Origin of the sequence: Calothrix anomala FACHB-343 (assembly GCF_014696435.1) — a bacterium.
Classification (GTDB): domain Bacteria; phylum Cyanobacteriota; class Cyanobacteriia; order Cyanobacteriales; family Nostocaceae; genus Aulosira; species Aulosira anomala_A.
The window spans coordinates 1-21,395 of sequence record NZ_JACJQG010000095.1; the positions used below are offsets into that span (position 1 = coordinate 1).

Annotated in this window: 1 protein-coding gene; it reads right to left on the reverse strand. The window is 40.7% G+C overall.

From position 1 onward, the window contains the following. Window positions 1-41 precede the first annotated feature (41 nt). Complete coding sequence (locus H6G08_RS33645) at window positions 42-21,284, reverse strand: CARDB domain-containing protein (RefSeq protein ID WP_190551149.1); 21,243 nt, start codon at window positions 21,282-21,284, stop codon at window positions 42-44. Window positions 21,285-21,395 lie beyond the last annotated feature (111 nt).

Here is a 21,395-nt window from a genome sequence, read left to right on the forward strand (position 1 = left end):
TGGGATATGCTTTACTCATGTTGCTCTCTCGGTGCTGTCTACTATCTATTCACAGCGTATACCGAGAGAGCTTTTTTACAATCTGTCCGACTTTTCAAACATCCTCTAAAGCCAGCATTTCCATCTAAACGTAGGTTGAAATCTACATTATTAATTTTACGACCATTAGGAGTAATATTAATTTTATCAATACTGCCTAGTGTAATTGGGCCAGGATAAGCTACTTCTTGATAGTAATTATCTGCATATTTAACATTTTCCCATCTCTGAACATCAGGATCTTTAAAGTCAGCATAGTATACCTTTGTTATTAATCCATCTTTACCTAATAATTTTCCTCCTATATAATTTGCGATTGGAATTATAGGTTTAACAACTCCTACAGCATTAACTAAGATATCAAGAGGTAAGTCTAGTCCTGGTTGAACAAATTCATGAGGATCTAATGTAGTCATGTGAACTTCAATATCATGACGAAAAGTTCCTAAACGTTGAATAATTTCACTATTAACAGAAGTTCCGCGACTATGACCAATAAAGTGTATTGGTGAAGCAAATAATCGCTCGTTTAATTCATTATTTAATTGCATCAAAGCAGCAAAGAAAGTATCAGCTGCCGCTTCTGCAAAACCAGAATCGCTAATGTCTGATTCCTTGAACCATTCTGGTACTAAAACTAAGGGTTTACCAAGATTTTCTAAAGCTACAGTTACTCCATCTCTTCCATCTGTATAACTAACCCATCTTCCTGTTTGCCGATTATATATGAGGATCGTACCATCTCCACCTCCTGCTTTTGAAATATATTGACCCATTTCGATAAATTGCTGAGGAGTATTTACAAGTGGTCGATCAAAGATTTCATTAGTGACAGGCTCAATAGAACGAGATTTAAAAGCTGTTTGTAATTTTTCAATACTCGCCTGAAAACCATGGGTAATAATTGTTACTCCATTAAAAGGTTTATTTAGTTGAATAGCTGCCGTTTTAAATTGTCCAGTTTTAATTAATTTCTGTCCTGTATTCTTAGTCGCCTCAACTGCCCAATAATAGGTTTGTCCAGCCGTTAAAGTACGATTGTCAGACAGTGTTAAACTTACATTATTCCCTCTAGCTTGAGAATTACTCCAATTCCAAGTTTCTGTAATTTTATTCCATGTTGCAGTTAAAATCCGGTTGGGATGGACATCATCATTTGGTTGTAATCTGCTTGTATCAACATCAAATAGTCTATCGCTCGGTAACAGTCCGTCACCTTTAGGGAATACACTAACGTATAGTTTGACTTCTTTAATTTCATCTTCCGTTACGCCACCTTGATAAGTCCAAGTAAATTTAGGAGTGAGATCATTAACTTCTGAGGTAATTGTATTTATTCGTGATTCTGAATCAACGACTCCAGTTAATCTCAGCCAATCACTTTGGGTGGCAATGCTTACAGGCGAACCACCAAGTCCAATGGGAGCGTTTTGACTACCTTTAGGAATACCAAATGTAAAGGGTGATGGATAATCATCAACTAGGTTATAGGGTTCTCCTTTAGGATTAAGAGCAAGATAGTCAGCTTTTTTGTCAATTGCACGATTTAAAACATTAATTGGTCTTTCTTGTAACTGAGCTAAATTCTCTGGCTTAATTGTATTTAATATCTCTTGCACATCATAAACAAATACTGCCTCAGTATCCATGTAAGGCGCATAGAGATACTTACCATCGGGGGATAGGGCGACATTAACACTAAAAGCAAAAGGAATTGGGCGGGTAGCTGCTACTAATTGAGCTTGCCCCTGTTTACCTAAAGGATCTTTAATAATGCCAATATTTTGACCAGATGGAGGATAATTACTGCCAGTTCTGGGATTGACTAAATTAGGATTGCGATCAATCAATAATGGGTTAAAGAAATTCTGAGCAGCTACAAAAACATAGTCTTCTTTTTGGTCTTTTAGCGTTCCTGCTGGTAAAAAAGCAATATCTGCTCCATCGTTAACATCAAAAGAATCATTAGTATCCCCTAATACTAGTGGGATGTAAGTAATTGCTTGTCCCTGAAGCACCCCAAACCCTTCACGATCAAACTGTCGATTGGTAAACAGCATTGTCTGCGGATCATTAGTAGGAACGATCGCATACGGGTCATATCCAGCTTGAATTATTTTAATGCGATCGCTCTGATTATCTTGTCTGGGAGTAGTAAGATTAATGACGACAATATGACCCCTTTGTGTTCTGGGGTCTTGACCAGCAGGAGTCGTAGCAGTAGCATACAGGCGAGTACCATTACTATTGAAAGCTAGGCGATTAATTCTACCAACTCCCTCAATAGGGATTGTCTCTACTAAAGTGTTATAGGTTGAGGATTGGGGCTGAATATCAATTTTGTAAATAATTGATTGTATCTGATCGGCAACGTAAAGATATTTACCATCATAATCAGTGATCGCCCAATTAGGATTCGCTCCTGGAACACTATTAATTAAATTAATTGGATCGATGGTTGGTGTATCAGGATTAACATCAACTTGCTGCAATGCCAAAGTATCAATGACGAAAATGCCATCTTTACTGGGAACATAAGCGCGGGTCAAGTCAGGTGAGACCACAATCGCATTAGAAAGGTACGATGTAGGTAAAGAAACATTTGCGACTAATTTTTGCGTATTTGAGTCAATAAATGCGATTTTACCTTGCAAATTCAAATTATTATTTCCATAATTACCAGCGATCACATAACTCGGACGTTCTCCTCCTAATTCCACAACATTACTTTCTAAGGTAGTAAATTCTTGTCTGGTTCTGGTAGGTATCAAAACTGGAGTCATGCCCTCAGAAATCACTGAAATTTCAGTTAAGCCCATTGTGATACTCTGTGGTATGTTCAGCCGGATTTGGTTACGAGACAAACTGGTTGGTGCTATGGTGTAAACTTGGTTGTTGGTAGTGCGAAATTTTACCGAAGTTCGTTCTAAAATATTGAAGCGATCGCCTGTTAAGACTAATTCTGGTTCATTATTGGTGAACTCCAACTTCAAGGAAGTGACCACAGGTGCATTATCCCCAACCAAATCGAAACCACTTACAGGTACAGGAACTTCGATAGTTTTAATAGTTCCAGGAGTAATTTCTACATTTTGTCGATTAACAATAGGCTTGCCAATACGCGGCACAGTCACCGTTTCTACTGTGTGGAATCCTATAGGCAAGGACAACAGGGAGGACAGAATATTAGTATAGGTAGCAATTGAGCCAACAGCTACCATTGCGCCTCCGAGAGAACCGCCTATAGTCTGCGCTTGCAATAGTCCTAGTTGAGCTTGGCGATAGGCTTGATCTAAGTAAGCAGCGAAGTAAATTCCTTTACTCTTGACTCCAGGAAGCGGCGGTGAACTGGTACGTGCAAAGCCATCACTTCCGACTACACCAGTTTCTACTAATAGCCAAATTGGTCGGTAATTTCCCGTTTCATCCGGTATGCTATCTAATCGGAAGAATTGGACTTCTGCGCCTACAGGAATCTCTGCACTCACAGGAATTGCTAATTGAGCAGGTTGAGAGAGGTCTTCATCACCAATATTGAGTTCAAATGTACCTAATAACGGTAAATAATCAGGAACTGCAAGAGGTAGACTTGTTTGTGTAACTGGCGTAATACTGACTGTAGTATTTTCTGTCAGCACACCAGGGCCAATAGTCACTATTGAACCATCTGCGCCTTGAACAACTCCGCCATCTTTGCCGAGAACAGCCGGGCCATTAATTGGTGCTTCTACACGCACTGGAATTAATGCCTCAGCACCGCTATTAATGACTGTGATTGTCGTCTTACCAGTTGCTTTGGCTGTGATAAAGCCATCCGCACTTACCGAAACCACTTTTGGATCAGTTACAAAATACTTTGTGCCGCTCTCGGCTTTACTTAAATCTAATTGTCCAGCAATATCAATCTTTAATTGGCGGAAACCACCTGCACTGCTTAAGGAAAGAGTTTCGGGATATGTACCCAAACCTAGTAATAAAGTTGCCTGTTGAACTGGGTCAGTAGGAATGCCAACACTAAAGGCGGTGACTGCTTGTAAGCCATTACGAGATCCGCTAATTACCCCTGTACCATCAGCTAATCCCAATACTTGACCAAGCTGATTAATAGTAGCAGCTGTGGGGTTACTAGAAGTGAGCGCGAGATAATTTCCTGTGAGAATCACATCTTGCTGATCGGTAAAATCGCCGATGAAGACTAACTGAGTGCGATCGCCTTTTTGCAGGAACGGATTGCGGTTTTGAATATCGATATTAATTAGTGGTGCATCGCTTACTTTCACTGTAACTTTCACAGGTACAGCCGCACCAAAGCCGTCATCGGCAAGAAGTTCAAAGCTGGCATTACCTACATAATCAGCAGTTGGAGTAAAGATTGCACCCATGCCATCAGCACTCATCTGCACAGTACCATTAATAGGATTCAGGACACGATAGTAAACAGAATCGCCATCCGGGTCAGTTGCCAAATTAGTTAAGGGAACTGCCACCGTTAAATCTTCATGGGTGAGAATCGAAGTTGTCTGCACCACAGGTGCTTGATTCGCTACAAATCCGTAGTTGCTGCCTAATATCTGCACATCTGTGGCGTTGATGCTACCGTCTTGATTCACATCCAGGTTGGTATTATATTTCGTGCCTCCTTGCTGACTACCCAACGCAGATATCAACTGTTGACTATCTAAACCATCTACCCGACCATCGCTATTCACATCTCCAGCAATGAATAGTTGCAATGAATAACCACCAAACGTTTTATTCTTACCGTTGATTTCTAATAGATGCAAACCTTCACGATTTAAGGCATATAACGCAAAGGCACTATTGGCTGTAATTTGAGTTGCCAGGGGAGTTAAGCCATTAATTACAGGTAATTGTGGCTGTAATACACTGCCTGTATTGGCTTGAAGTTTTACCCCTAAAAGTACCACATTAGTTTCTGTTGCCCGGAGTTCGGAAGCGCGCACGCTGAAGGTGTAACGCTGTGTTTCACCAGCAGTTAAGTTACCTGTGGTAGCTGTGGTAATAAATTTATTGGCACTGCCTAAATCTGCAATGATTGGTAAGATTTGTGGTTGTTGGGCATTGTAGGTAATGGCTGCTCCTGGCTGACCTGGTGCGGGTGCGTTTAAGGTGAGCAAATGTTCATTATCCAAAGAGTAAGCGTAACGTTTAGACTCTCCGGTGAATAATTTCCGTACCGCTAGCAGATTACCGTTACCATCGTAAGTATAAGTTACGACGCGACTATCGGGTGCTGTAATCTTGCTGAGTCTGCCTTGAGCATCGTGAACGAAGCTGATGACTTCCCCTGTAGAGCTAGTAATTCCACTATCGCTGTAAGTAAATTTAACGCCGTTTGATGTAATTTGTTCTTCTACTTTTCCGGCGGCGTTGAGATAATAAATTGTCCCGTCGGGGGCAGTTAAGGTGTATTTGTGACCTGTGAAGGTATTACTTGCTGGATTGTAGGGTTGAGCAGTTTTGAGTTCGTAGAGTCTGTTACCAGCTAAGGTTAACATGGCATCAGCAGATTGTAAAGTATAGTTGACACCAGGATCAGCTACCCAAGCTGGAGTGTAGTAAATTAAGCCTGGAATTTCTTGTTTTTGTGGCTGGAAGGTAAATCCTACGCGTTGACCGTTGGGTAAAGTTAAGTAAAGGCGTGTTCCGATACGGAAGGGATTGTAAGCACCTAATGATTCTCTACCAGTTGTAGGGACGTTGGTTTGGATATTTGTATCTGTATTAGCCAAACGCCAACCATAACCAAAGGTTGCTGATTGTTGACGATTTAAGGAATCATAAGCACGAACTAAATTAAGAGTTGTGCCAGCAAAGTCAACTGTTAAATCTGTTTCGCTGCGTTGATATTGATTTTGTTTTTGTAAGCTATTGATTTCAATAATGGCATCAGTTGTCGTGGTGCGATCGCTAATATCTGTTGCCTTTAATCTCAACTGATAGAATCCATTACTTAATACCTCAGGATTTAACTGAGTCAAAGGAGAATTATTGACTGGTGTTTCCCCACTAGCTAAGGTTTGCCAAGAGCTAGTGTTAAATGGTGCGATTTCTAGTGTCCATTCATCTAAATTACTATCAATTACATCAGCTATTAAATTAGTAACATTAGTTAATTTTGTACCATTTAACCCAGATCCAAAATTAACAACTGGGGCTAAATTATCTTGTGGATCGCGGACTTGAATAACTGAATGCGTTGTTCCCGCTAAACCATCAATATCTGTGACTGTGGCTTCGATAATATATTTGCCTGGGGCTGTAGGTGTAAATTCACCTCTACCTTGGGCATCTTTAGGCACTATCTGACCATTAACTTTAATGCTAACGTTGGTAATTTCTCCGAGACTGCTGGACAAGGCATTGATTAAAACTTTTTGTCCTGGTACAGCCGGGAAACTAGGAGTCAATTCGAGAGTAACAGGTATCGGTTCTGAGGTCAGAGTTGCTTTAATTAAAACTGTTTCTGTAGTTGTAATTTCGCCATCAGTAACTACAAAAGTAATAGGATAATCACCCAATTGTCCAGGGCTAGGAGTCCAGTTAAATTCACCTGTTTCAGAATTAAGTGTTGCACCTTCTGGTAATTGGTTGGCACTGTAAACTAGTTTTGTATTTCGGTCTGGGTCTGCACCAACTAAGTTGAATTTTAAAACTTTTCCTAATACTGCCGTATGGTTGGATATATTTAAAGATGGTGTGCGATTGACATTATCGATTTTGATGTTTACGTCAACTATACTACTCGCGCCTTGTGGGTCAAAGGCGGCAAATTTGAGTGTATAGTCTCCTGCTTGGTCGTAATTAGGAGTCCAAGTAAATTGTTTGGTTTCGAGATTAAATGCTGCCCCAACAGGTAACTGAGAAATTGGTGAAATAGATACACTATCTCCATCTAAATCACTGGCTGCTATGGTAAATTGTAAAAGTGTATTTTCTCGTCCTGATTGTAGCGGTAAAGGAATTAAAACAGGTGTTTGATTAGTATTATTCACCTTGATAGTAATTTTTTGGTAACTAGATTTATTACCATCACTAGCAATTAATTGAATATTTTTGTATTCACCTGCATCGTTTAAATTAGTTTGCCAAGTTATGCTACCTGTCACGGGATCTAAGATGGTTTTTTGGGGCAAATTCACCGCAGAATAAGTCAATACATCCCCATCGGCATCAGTGGCGTTAAGGTTTAAGGTAAGGGTTTGACCTTCGGCAATTATGGGATTATTTATTGTTGCTAAAATCGGTGCTTGATTAGCATTTCTCACCTTCAATTTAAATGATTTTTGGTCAGTTAACACCTGACTCACATCACCATTGCCACTATCACTAACTTTTAGGGTGATATCATAATTCCCGACAGTAGTGGGAGTCCAGGTAAAGACTGCCTTACCGTAAACTGAAGACGGTACAAAAGTTGCACCATTGGGCAGCCCCACAGCACTAAAGGTGAGATTATCTTGGTTTTTATCATTAACTAAGACTTCAAATTGCAATTGTTCGCCCACAACTGCAACTTTATCGCCAACAAAGCCTAGGTGTGGTGGTTCATTAGGTGCGTTCACAGTCACAATAAAGGAATATTCTTGTGACTGTGCAGCCGCAAAACCGCCACCATCACCGTCGTCAGTAGCTTTTAAAGTAATGGTGTAATCGCCGCTATCATCAAAACTGGGCGTTAAACGCAACAAGCCTTTACCATTACCTTGGTCGGTAAAGGTGGCAAAGCGAGGTAGTCCAAAACCAGGTAAGCCTTGGGCTGTGATGGTTAAGGGGTTGCCATCGGGGTCGTTAAATTCAACGGGGATATCTACAACGTCACCCCTGTTAATGGTTTGATTGGTAATTGGGTTAATTGCAGGGGTACGATTTGTATTAAGTACCTTGATTGGTACATTGACGACTGTAGATAAGTTAGTGCCAGTACCATCGCCGTTGTCAGTGGCAGTGAAAGTAACAGTGTAATTGCCAGCAGATGTATATCCAGGTAGCCAAATAAAGTTGGCGGTTTCTGGGTCAAAGGTCGCGCCTGTTGGCAAGTTAGTAACAGTGTAAGTAACGGTGGCTTCACTGCCTTCTAAGGGGGTTAAGCTGCCATCTGTGAGACGTTCTGGTGGGACGTAGGCAGGGTTATCGGGATCTAAAGCGAAGGCGCGGAAGCGAATTTGTTGTCCTTCTTGCACTTGCCAAGCTGCTAAATCATCAAAGACAGGGGCAGCGTTAACATTTAAGACGGTAATTTTTGTGGTTTGGGTGGTAACTGACTCACCATCACTGACACTAAAGGGAATTTCAAATTCTCCAGCTTGGAAGAAGGTGGGAGTCCATTCAAATAGACCTGTATTGGAGTTTAGTTTTGCACCTCCAGGTAAGATGTTACTGAAGTATGAGATTTTCTGCCCTTCAGGGTCTGTGGCTTGTAGTTGAATGCGAACTTTTTCCCCTTCCCTAACAGTGCGTTCTATGGGACGAATGAAAGTGGGTGCTTGATTTTTCGGGGCGATGAGAATGGTGGTAGTTTGGCTAGCTTGCAGTAAGCCGTCGCTAACAACAAATTTAACTTTCTCGTAAGTACCCGCAGCATCATATCCAGGTGTCCAGCGTAATGTCTGCGTTGCTGGGTCGAAAACTGCACCTCCTGGTAGGTTATCTGCCCAGAAGTTGAGAAGATTATTATCTGCGTCGGTGGCAGATAAGATAATTTCTAAAGGTTCGCCCTCTACGCCTAGTATTTGTGTGGGTAGATGGTTGAGAACAGGTTGATGGTTGCCGCCATCAACGTTGACGGTAAATTCTTGAATGCCGTAGCCTCCCCGTGAGTCATACACGCGCAGTTTGACAGGGGTTTCGGCGTTACTGCTAGTTGTGGGTGTCCAACGCACTAACCCAGTGTTAGCATCTACTGTCATGCCTTCTGGGCCTTCATAGAGGAGATAGGCTAAGGCAACACCATCGGGGTCATGAGCAGTAGGCTGATAAGTGTAAGTTTCTCCGGCTTTGGCTGTCAGGATGGGGGTAGAGGTGACAGTTGGTGCTTGATTAGCGGTAGGTAAGGCGTAAATTCCTGGCGCAAGGTTAACCCTTAACTGGTCGGGGTTTTGGACTGTGATGACTTTACCGCGAATAGATTGACCAGGACTGAGGCGACCATTGGTGAGGCTATCGCTTAGATCAATTAAGTATGCGCCTTGGTTGGTTGTACCACTATTGCCGAGAGGTATACCAGTAAAGTTATTCTGCGGTTCTAACAGTAAGACTAAAGGCAGGAGTAAGTCATAGTCTGCCTTACTGGTAATGGTGACATCATAGGAGATTGTTTGCGCTTGGCGATCGCTCCGGGGATTGTCAAATTTAAAATCAACGTAGGGTAAAAAGTCGGAGATGGCTGTAAAGTCATCGATGTAGTCTGCCTGCATTTCTAAACCAGCCAGACTTTTCACGGTATTTTCTACGCGCAGTTGATAGCGGTCGGGAATGAGGGCATCAAAGGTTAATTGAACTGTACGTTTAGCTGCATCATAGTTAATCGTTTGCGGTGTGAGGAAGCCCAGGGTATTACTTTGGAGTTTAAAGTTATTGGGATTGAGGATGGAACCACTATCACCAGCATCGCCCATATACATATCTTGGTCAAAGCTGATGGTGAGGGTATTGTAGGGTAATGTAATGTTGGCATCCGGTGCGGGGTTGGTAGCAATCACTTTTGGGGCAACAACCGGACTTAAAACATCTATTTGATGGGACTGACTGAGTAAAACTCGACCATCAGCAGTCGCCTTGATAATATCGCCTCGACTGCCACCTTGGGCAACTTTCACCTTTCTTAAGGTGGTGACATCTACCATTGTCATCTCACCCTGGTTACTGGAGATAAATAACAGTCCTGCTAATTGTGTACCGTTAACGCCAAAGGTGAGAGAGTCGATGGCAGTATCAAAACTGAGAATGCGTTGCGCTTTGCCTTTGTTATCAAAGCGGATGATATCTCCTCTTTGAGGCCAAGTTGCTGCCCACAGTTGCCCATCGGGACTAAAGGCCATATTCCCCACGCGGATATTGCTGTAGTGGGTGAAGGTGGCGGTACTGGGGTCAAAGATTTCGACACCGTTTCCTGATGAGAGGTAAATTAAACCTGTTTCGGGATGAATGGCTAAGGCTTGGGTAATACCATCGCCGTATTGGTTGAGAATTGCCCCGGTATCGGGATTGAGTTTTAATAAGGGGCCGCCGCCTGTCGTCGCCCAGAGGTTGCCATTGCCATCGAAGGCTAGGTCAAAGATGGGATGGGGTAAGGTAGCAAAGGCATTACCTGCTGCCCCTCCGGTCTTGGGAATGGTGTAGAGTTGGTTACGACCTACGCCACCACTAACAATGACTGTACCATCTGCACGAGTGGCGATCGCCATTGGCCCAATATTCCCATGACTTTGGGTAATACCTGTAGCGAAGGCTTGGACTGTGAAAGGACGCAGGGTTTGGGTAAATTCAGATGGTTGCGTTAATGTCCCAGGTGCAGGGATCAGCTTTTCTGCTTCTGTAAATAAGGGGTTGGTTGAAGGTTGGGTACTCGGTTTTGGTGGTGTACCTAAGTCTTGAGTTGTCTGGCTGACGGTGGGTAATGTTCCTAAATTGACACTGGAACCATCATCTGGGGGAGTAATGCCGAGTCTGGGTTGTTCGCGGTTGCCAGCGTTATCGGTTGCTAGGGCGATAAATTCATAGGTGTGTCCGGCTTCACCTTGATAAATCGCTGAGGTGGCTGTGGTTTGCCGTTGCCAGATTTCAAAATTACCGCCGTCTTTGGCTACATATACTGTGACGTGTTTGACACCTGAACCTGCACTATCATCAGCAGCTTGCCATTGCACCAAGTAATTAGAACTAGCATTACTCAAAGGTTTAGCTGTGATTTGCGTTGTTGGTGCTTGGGCATCAACGACATTACTTAAGACTGTGGTATCTAAGGGAGCAGCAGTATTAAATATAACTCGTGCTTGAGAGGCGATCGCACTGCTAGTGGTAATATCTGATTTGGGTTTAACAGTGTAGGTGACAAAGCCTCTACCTGCACCATTAGTATCATTAGCAGGTAATAAACCAATATTGGGGTCTTGAATAACTTCCCCAGTATCAGGGTTAATTGCTTGTAATAACCAAGTTGCTGTTTTCGAGAGTGGGTCAAGTCCAGCACTAATGCGTAACAAGAAGCCTTTGGCACGGACAAAATCAAAAGTACCTTCAAAACTACCTCTACCTGCTGGTAATTTGACTTGAATATCCCCTAGCTGCATATCTCCCAGTTCAAAGGTACGGGAGTCTAAGTCTGCGTCTAATTGGGTAACTATGCGGACTTCTCCCACCTTAGATGAAGCTGTGGCAGCATTTTCAAAACTAATTGTATATGGCAGTGCCTCACCTACAGGCACAAATCCTTGATTACCAAATCCTAGAGGGCCTGTCAGGGTTGCTTGTTCGCCCACACTACCGCCGGTGTTGAAGAACCGGGCAAAACTGGGGGTAGGTACGGGTACAAAACTGGGTAAATCAAGTCTTGCTTCACCAAACGGTACGTAAATATTAAACGCTTCAAAATGGGTGCGCCCAGACACTCCCAAATCGTAATCTTGGAAGTTGGGTAAATTTTTTGTTCCTATATTGCTAGAGTCGTTTCCGTACCATTGCCGCACTTTGTCAAAGAAGCTGACCAAATTACCATCAGTAATAATTTGCTTCCCGGCTGGGCCAGCCAGTATTCCTGTGGCTAAAGTAGCCATTAAACTGACTACTAAAGTATTTTCCCTGACAGGTGGCGCTTGGTCTTCCGGGCGGAGTAAACCAGCTAATTCTAAAGCAGCTAAGTAGCTTTGTACCCAGGCTTTTTCATCTGCGGCTAGGACAATTAAACCTTGAGAGGCGCTGATATCGTTTAAGATCGCATTCCGCAGTGTTAAAGCTTCTTGGGTTTGCTGGTTGATAAATTCCTGGCGAGTTAAGGCTGTGGCGGTTGCAATAATGGGGAATTGGAAAGCCGGGTCTACTCCTTCCAGGGCTTTTAGTTCACCTGTTTTGAAATCATTTACAACAGGCGGATAAAACTGTTGTAAATCTTCTGGTTTGTTTATTTTCCCTTGAAGTTCGGGGTAAGCTTCATAAATTGCCTGACGTAAGGCGATAAAATCTTTACTGGTAATTGCCTTAAGTCCTGGGTAAGTTTGTGCTTTAAAGGTGCGCCCTACGTAATCACCTGTAGCTAAGTCAAAAATATAGCCCGGTGCTAAGTTGACTCCGGTAGCATTCACCTCGGAAATTAAACTTGCCCAAGGTACCTCTTTTAACGCATCGCTTTCGGGTTTCCCTCCCAAGTTAGAAGAGAACTTGAGATATGGGAAACCGTAAACCAAAACATTTTTACCTAACTCTGGTACGCCAAACTGGAAGTGAACATAAGGGGTATCAATATTACTTAAGTTCTGCACAGATACCCCATAAGTTCCGGCTTCCCCTATTCCCAAGACACGGGGGCCACCCAAAGCAATATCAACGTCAGGTTCAATTGCCCGTTCTACCAAATAACGATATGGTATGATCGCAGTCTGTCCGTCGGGATTAATAACTTTGACATCATATAAGCCGTGTGTTGCTTCTCTTAAGTCAAAAATAGCAGTAATTTTGGTACTGTCGATGACTTCGTAGCGTACAGGCTGATATTCAGCAAATCCTGGTCTGACTAATTTAACTACAGCACCTTTTTGGAACTGCGCCCCGCGAATTGTAGTAGTGACATAACGACTATCACCACCTCTATCTGTACGCACGTCAGTAATCCCAAAAGGTAAAACATCGGCTAATAAGTTAACAGTCGTTGCTTTGCCGCTATCCCTTACCAAAATATAATATACACCCGGTTTGGTAGTAGGAATAATTGCAGTTTGATTGGGGCTTAATTGTCCTTCGTAAGCCGCATCATAAATAATATCTGTGGGTACATTACCAAAGCGCAGGAATAGTTCGTTGGCTGACTCACTATCTACGCCTGTCACCTTGACGCGCAGAGTTTGATTTTGTGACACCTTAACTTGGAAGAGTTTTTCTTTACCAGTAGTTAAGTTAGTGGTAAGAGGTACGCCTAATTGTAATTCTTCAACGGTGACATTCAACGGGTCGGCAGAAGCTGTGCGGTTATTGGCTTCGTTTAACCCTTCATATACCTGATTGAAAATGTCAGGTCGGATAATAATACGATATTGTCCAGGAATTGCTGGTGGTAAAGCGGCGGTAAGTTTGGATGTGTAAGACTGACCTAATTGCAGAGTTCCCCTATATGCAACTCGACCAATGACGACATCATTAATATCCCAAATGTTGTCTGTGGAAAGGTAAACTGCATCTGTCCATTCACCTTCGGCTTTGTAATTACCTCGGTTAAATACAGTCCATTCCAACTGGATGTTATCACCAGTTTTTACTGACCCCGGCTGGGTAATTGTATCTACTTGTAAATCAGAAGGTGGTGGTAATTCAATAATTAAAGGTTGCACACTAGCTGTGGCATTATTACCTTCATTTTCACCTTCAAAAACTCGACCGATGGCGCTATCTTGTGGTGGGTCGGTTATGACAAATATATAAAATGACCCGGTTAAATCTGTGGGTAGTTTAAGAGTTTTATTAATGGTGTAACTAGCACCAGCCGCTAATCCGCTAGTATGCTCAACATAATCTAAATAGCGATCGCTGCGTAAGTCTAAAAACTGGTCACGAGATAAATAAATCAAATCTCGCCAACTTGATTGTTTTGTGGGAGTGTTTCCCGTACTGTTATTTTTAACTGTGTAAGTTAAGTTAAAAGTTTGTCCAGTAATGACCCGTTCTGGCACAATTAACGAGGTGACTTGTAAATCCGGTGGAGTCGCTAATCTAATTGCTAAGGGAGCAGAGATGATATTATTGCCCTCACCTCGATATTCACCCACACGGGCAAGTCTGTTATCATCTTCAGGGTTAAAAACAATATAATTATTCCCTGGAATAAAGAAGGGTGTAGGTAAAGGTAAAGGATCGAAAATATTAGAGTCGGTAAAAGCTAAGATATAGAAATCACCTCGAATACTTTCAGGCAAGTCTACATTGATAGTTTTCTCATAAGATTCACCTGCTTTGAGAATGCCATCTCGACCCGATTGTGCTAAGAGTTTATCACTGAAATCTAAAGAAGCATCACGCGATAAATAAATCCGATCAATCCAATTCTTTTCACGAGTATCACGGTTTCCTAAGTTTTTGACAGTTATCTTGACGGGAATTATGTCCCCTGATTGCGGTGTTGCTGATGGTAGCTGAATTTGCGTAACTTGTAGGTCTGCTTCTCGATAAGTTACAGGTAATAAACTGCTACTTATATTATTATTACGTTCTTCAAAAACTTGTGCTTGATATAATTGATAATTGCGTAGATTGTCTTGCTCATTAATATTGGTGCTAATAGGATTGGTTACTACATAGATGTAATACTTACCGCCTATCCCTTGTGGGATAATAATTTCTTGATTTTGGGTATAACTCTCACCTATGCCTAATGGACGGCTTGGACTATAAACAAAAGTATTTAAATATAAAGGTTGAGTTGAATTTAAATCAAAATTCTTAAAATAATTTGCTGATTCACGTTTAAAAATATTTGGATCGCTCAGATTCGGAATGCTAGAAATATAAATATCATCTACCCAATATCTTGTCTGTTCCCATATCTTCCCGCCTTGATTGGTAACAGTCCATTGAATGTTGGCTTTTTCTCCAGAGAAAATTTCTGAAGGTGTATTAATATTAATATCAGTGATTACTAAATCCGCAGGACTTGAGGTTACATTAGTTGCAATAGAAAGAATATTATTGTTATCATATATACCTTCCCAAGCTGTTTGATAAGTTTCAAATCTATAGGGAATTCTCAAAGATTTAGCATTAGTTTCTACGAAAACATACTGACCCGTCGTTGCAGGAGAAAGTTTAAAGGTTTGCTCTACGGTGTAAGTTTCATTACCTTTTAATTTACCTTGATGTTTAACAGCACCTAATAACCAAAGTTTAGCGCTGCTGTCATTTAAATCAGGTTTATCTGACAAGTAAAGTACATCTGTCCAAGTATCACTTAGAGTATCGGTTAATGTTTGATTCTTGACTGTCCATTTGACATTAAAATTTTTGTCTCCTTGAGCTTCAGTAGTAGGAATAACTGAGGTAACTACTAAATCCGGTGGTGGAGTTAGTAAGACAGTGATGGGTCGTGCTTTATAGTTGTTATTGTCTAATTCGTTAGGATCATCAGGATTAATGTTGATATCTCTAGTTGCTTCCAAGACAACATTATAAGCATCAGTCCAAGGAGTAATGTACCATTCTCCAGACAGTTTTTCTGGTAATTTAACTGTGACGGTTTTTTCATAACTTTCACCCACTTTCAGCGAACCAAAACGCGAGAAAGTTCCTAAAAGAATGTCATTAATTTCAAACTGGCTATCGCGTGCAATTGGGGAAGGTCGATTTTTATCCCTTGTTAACCAAACTGTATCTGTCCAACTGTTGCGGTCTGTTTCTCCAACACCCAAGTTAGTAACTTTATAACGTACTTCTATAGTCGAACCGTCATAAGCTTGGTTTGGTGCGATAACATTACTAGTAACTAAATCTGATGGTGGTATACCAATGACATTAATCGGTTTAGCGAGGATATTATTCTCATCATTGGGATATTCATTAACTTGATTGGTTGCATCTGTTAGTATTAATAAATATGCAGACCCTCGGAAGAATTTCGGAACAATATAAGGTTGAGTCCGACTGCGGTAACTTTCACCTGGTGCTAATGCTGATTGATTTTCTAGTGAGCCTAAAAGGATATCATCACTACTAAGGCGATTGTCTAAAGATAGATAAACCCAATCTTGCCAAGAAGGTATATTAGTTGCAACTGTACCTCTGTTTATAACTAAAAACTCCAGAGAAACTGTCCCGCCAGCAGAGACGTTTTCTGGGGCAAAAATTTCCTGGATTTGTAAATCGGGACGTGGTGCTAAGGTAATTTGTAAGACATCACTATCTACAGTGGTGTTATTATTTGTCGCTCCATGTTCATACAAAGTATTAGTATGGTTGGTAAGAATAACAATTTGATATTGCCCTTGTAAGGTGGAGGGTAGGGTAAATTGTTCAGAACGGCTGTATGATTTTCTCGCTTCTAGCCCACTACCGTAGTTAAGTGTACCTAATTCAATGGATGATGGGTTGGGTTTACCAAATTCTTGTAGATAAATGCGATCGCTCCATATCCCAACCGCATCTCCTGCTCCTTGGTTGGTAACTGTCCAGGTAACATCTATCTTATCGCCAGACTGCACAGCAGTAGGAGCAATGATATTACTCACGACTAAATCAGGAGGAGGGGTGAGAGTAATGTTGATGGGATTCGTCGCAACTCTACGGTTATTCTGGTTGTAGATAAATTCAAACGGGCCAAAACTACTACTCGTTTCTACTACGAGGTAGTACGTACCAATCAAGTCATTAGGTAAGGTAATTTGAACATTACGTTGATAACTTTGGTCTAATCCTAATCCGCTTGTGTAGTTAAAGTAACCCAACTCCTTGACAATATTTTTTCCTTGACTATCGCTAGCCAACATCACTCGATCTATCCAATAATTAGTATTAGTCCCAGCAATAGCATTACCTCCTTGGTTCTTACTGAGGTTTGCTACTGTCCAACTAATATTAATAGGTTGACCTGTACGTGCTTGGCTATCAACATTAATGGCTGTGACTTGTAAATCTGCGTAGGGGAGACGGGCAACATCAAAAAAGTTAGCTGCTGATACTATATTGTTAGCTTCAGAATTGCCTTCAAACACAGCTTGATTGGCATCAGTTTGAATAAATAAGCGATAACGTCCTTGGAAATCAACAGGTAATAAAATTGTCTCACTATGAGAATAGCTTTCTCCTACTGCTAACAATCCAGTGTGGGGAATTTCTTTTAAATTTTTGTCATCTTTATTGCCAATAATTTCATCTTCAGACAGGATAATTCTATCTAGCCAATTATTAACTGTGCCTGCAATTGTTCCCACATTAGTCACTTTCCAATCAATAGTAACTTCCGCAGGGTTGCCAATTGTTAGAGATGGAGCGTTAAGCTCAGAAACTTTTAAATCAGCGTAAGGAGTAAATTTTATTTGAATTGGTGAACTAGTAGCATTATTACTTTCTAAATCTAGTCCAAATCGTAAGCGATTTCTCTCAAAAATTTGATTAGCGGCATCAGTAACAACAAATATATAATAAGAACCATCTACATTAATAGGCAGTGTAACACCTAAATTTTTTCTATAACTCTCGCTTGGGTTTAAGCTACCTGAATGACTTAGTTCACCTAATAATATATCATTATTAATACTGAAATTGTTATCTGTAGATAAATAAATTTTATCTACCCAGTTGCCTGTTATCGTTGCATCTCCTTGATTAGTCACTTGCCAAGCAACTTCAATATTACTAGCACTCCCAGCTTGAGTGGGTACACTAACATTGGTAGTGACTAAATCTTGAATTAGCAGAGTTATAGGCACAATTTTGAGATTATTATTCTCATTTGTTTCCCCTTGAGTATTAAATTCATCTAGGACAAAGATTAAATAGCTATTTTGGGAAAAATCACTGCTACGAATAAAGAAACCTAGATTTAAATCTAAAGTTGGTGTCACTGTATAACTGCTAATAGCAGCTAAGGGATTTTGACTGATAACTCCTTGATAGCTGAGAAGGCGATTGCTAGAAAAATTATTGGTATAGTAGTCATAAATCGGATAAGGCGAAAGATAAACACTAACACTCGGATCAGTCACAGCTTCTACAGTACTTTGATTAGTAACTGTCCAACTCACATCAAGCTTACCGCCGAGAGTAGCTGTGGGTGGAGTAATGATATCGGCAATGATTAAATCAGGTGCTGATAAACTAATTGGAATTGCCAAGGTATTGTTATTTTCATTGGTTTCTCCTTGACGATTTTTACTATCTGTATAGAAAATTAAATAACGTTCACCTGTGATAGCGTTAGAAGGAATTTGCAGATTTTTTGTAATTGTATAAGTACTATTAGGAGCTAAAGGTGTTTGACTAGCAATAAATTCAGAGCTCTGACTAACGTAGATATCGGAGTTATCCCATTTGTCATCATTGGATACATAAACTTCGTCATACCAATCAGCTAGTGCTGGAACTGTTCCATTATTTTTTACTGTCCAGGAAACATTAATATTTTGACTGAGAATAGCTCGATTTGGTGCAGTAGCAGTAATCGTTAGATCAGGTCCGCTGAGTTGAATTGGAACTGTTTTAATGTTGTTGTTCTCGTTGGTTTCTCCTTGTTGATTGAAACTATCGGTGACAAAAAGTAAATAATGCTTGCCTGCTCCCACTGCTGGTAAGGTAATCTGACGATTAACGGTATAATTACCATTGGCCGCCAATCTATTGCGGAATTCTCGATAAATAACTGTATCGGAGTTATCAAGAATTTCATCATTAGAAATATAGATGCGATCGCTCCATTCTGTATTGGCTGCAATGTTGCTCTGGTTTGTTACTGTCCATGAGACATCAATGGTACTATTGGCTATTGCTGACTCTGGTGCAGTTGCAGCCGTAACGATTAAATCTGGTAAATCTGGCGCATTGACTTGAATTTGTACTGCTCTAAGATTATTATTTTCATCGGTTTCGACTTGAGATTTGCTACCATCAGCCACAAATAGCAAATAACGGTTGCCCACGAAGGTATTGGGTATAGTGAAATTCCGATTAATAGTGTAGCTACCACCTGCTGCTAGTGGTGTTTGTGAACTAATATTTTCACTAACAAGGAGTGTATCTAAGTTATCTAGGGTTGCGTTTTCAGAAAGATAAACATAATCAAACCAATCTCTGGAGTCCACTGCATTACCCTGATTTTTGACAGTCCAAGAAACCGCTACTGTTTCACCTCCGGTAGTGGTGCTTGGGGCTGTTGTTGCAGACACTACCAAATCTGGTGCATTGACTTGAATCTGTACCGCTCGCGTGTTGTTAGTTTCATTGGTTTCACCTTGATAGTTGTAACTGTCTGCAACAAACAGCAAGTAACCGTTGCTAATGCTGGTGTTGGGTATAGTGATATTTCGTGTAATGGTATAGTTACTGCCTGCGGCTAGCGGTGTTTGAGTGCTGATGTATTCATAATCAATATAAGTATCTGAGCCATCAAATATTGCGTTGCTGGAAAAGTAAACCTCATCATACCAATCCGCCGATGCAGTGACAGTACCCTGATTAGTTACTGTCCAAGATACAGAAATTGTCTCACCTATAGTGGCTGAGCTTGGGGCTGAAACAGCAGAAACCACCAAATCTGGAGCATTTATGGTGATAGCTTTGGCGAGAACATTGTTGTCTTCATTGCTTTCACCTTGGTAGTTGTAACTGTCTGCAACAAATAGGAGATAGCGATCGCCTGCTGATACACTACTAGGCAGCACAACTTCCTGGGTACTTGTGAAGCTACTCCCTGGTTCAAGATTAGGACTTTCTCCGCCGCTATATGCAATATAAGTATCGTCGTAGTCTAAAACTGTATCATCAGAGACGTAAACCTCGTCATACCAATAAGTCGATGTGGTAGCTGTACCTTGATTAGTGACTGTCCAAGATAGGGAAATTATCTCACCGACAGTGGCTGATGCTGTAAATGTGGCATTTGACACCAGTAAATCTGGAGCAGATATCGTCAGTGCGATCGCTTTTACATTATTTGCTTCATTGCTTTCACTCTGATAATTGCCCTCATCAGTTACAAATAGCAGGTAATAAGAGCCACCACTACTAACATAGTTTTCACCACTACTCCCACTCAAACTAGTAGGTATATAAATGTCAAAAATACTGTTGTAGCTATCTCCCGCTAGCAGTGGTGTTTGGTAGCCTTGATATAAGCTGCTACCAAGAAAAATATCTGAGTAGTCTAGCGTTGTGTCACGAGAAATATAAACATAGTCATACCAATCAGTCGATGCTGCAACTGTACCTTGATTTTTCACTGTCAGAGATACAGAAATTGTCTCACCCAATGTTGCAGTTGTTTTTTGTGCAGTAGCCGAGGAAACAATTAGGTCAGGATTATCTATAGGTATCAGAGGAATAATGTAATTGTTGTTACTATTATCACTTTCTGATTGTTGATTGTTGATGTCAGTACTAAATACTAAATAGTAATTTTGTAATGCTTTTAAATCCGGAGGCAATTCAACTGTTCGAGAAATTGTATAGCTTTGGTTAGGAGCTAAAGCTGTTTGTTCACTAATATTTTCGTAACTTAAAGTTTGATCCTGATAATCAAAAATTTGATCTAAAGATAAAGATACTAGATCGTCCCAATCTCCTATAGCTGTTTCTGTCCCCTGATTAGTCACAGTCCAAGAAATATCAATATCTGTACCAGCAACAGGATTACCAGATACCGTTACATTAGATACGACTAAATCTGTATTAATCCGAGGAGTCACACTAATAGCAACAGGAGAACTAACATTATTAGTCTCGTCAGATTCCGCTTGAATGTTATTACTAAAACTTGAATAATCTGTAGCTACAAATAGATAATAATCTCCAGGGTTGATATTAGGTACGCTCAGGAAAACATTTAATGTTTCAGATGCGTTGGGTGCTAATGTATTTAGATGGTAGCTGGTAGCAATTCGGATATCAGCATCAGCATTGAAGGTTTGGTCTGTTGAGAGGTAAAAAGAGTCAAACCAATCATCATCAGTGGTTGTTCCTTTGCCTTGGTTTAAGACTGTCCACGAAACCGAAAAATTAGTATCACTTTGTGTAATTGCTGGTACTGTTACATTTGTAACTACTAAATCAGGTAAATCAGTATTAGCTATTGCAGAAAGAACTATTGGTTCTCCCTTTGGTACACCAGTCAGAGGATCATTCTCAGAAATCTCTGCTGTCTGCAAATTTGTTGTCTTATTTTCACTATCTATCGAATATGAATCAATACTAAGTTGGCTTACTTCAGTCGGTAAACTAATACTCGTTCCAGCAGAAAAAACTGGTTGTGTCAAAATATCGGGAGGTACTATTTTGACATCTTGAGATAAATCTAGTGGAACAATTGGATTAATATCCATATCTATTGCAATAACAAAAAAAGAAAATATACAAAAGGCAAAATATTAATTTTTACTATGCTAGAATAGTAGTTTATATGCCCTAATACAACCAGCAAAAAACTACTACTC

Excerpts from the sequence above, each read along its gene's own strand:
- H6G08_RS33645 (WP_190551149.1), bottom strand. The coding sequence starts at position 21,284 with ATGGATATTAATCCAATTGTTCCACTAGATTTATCTCAAGATGTCAAA.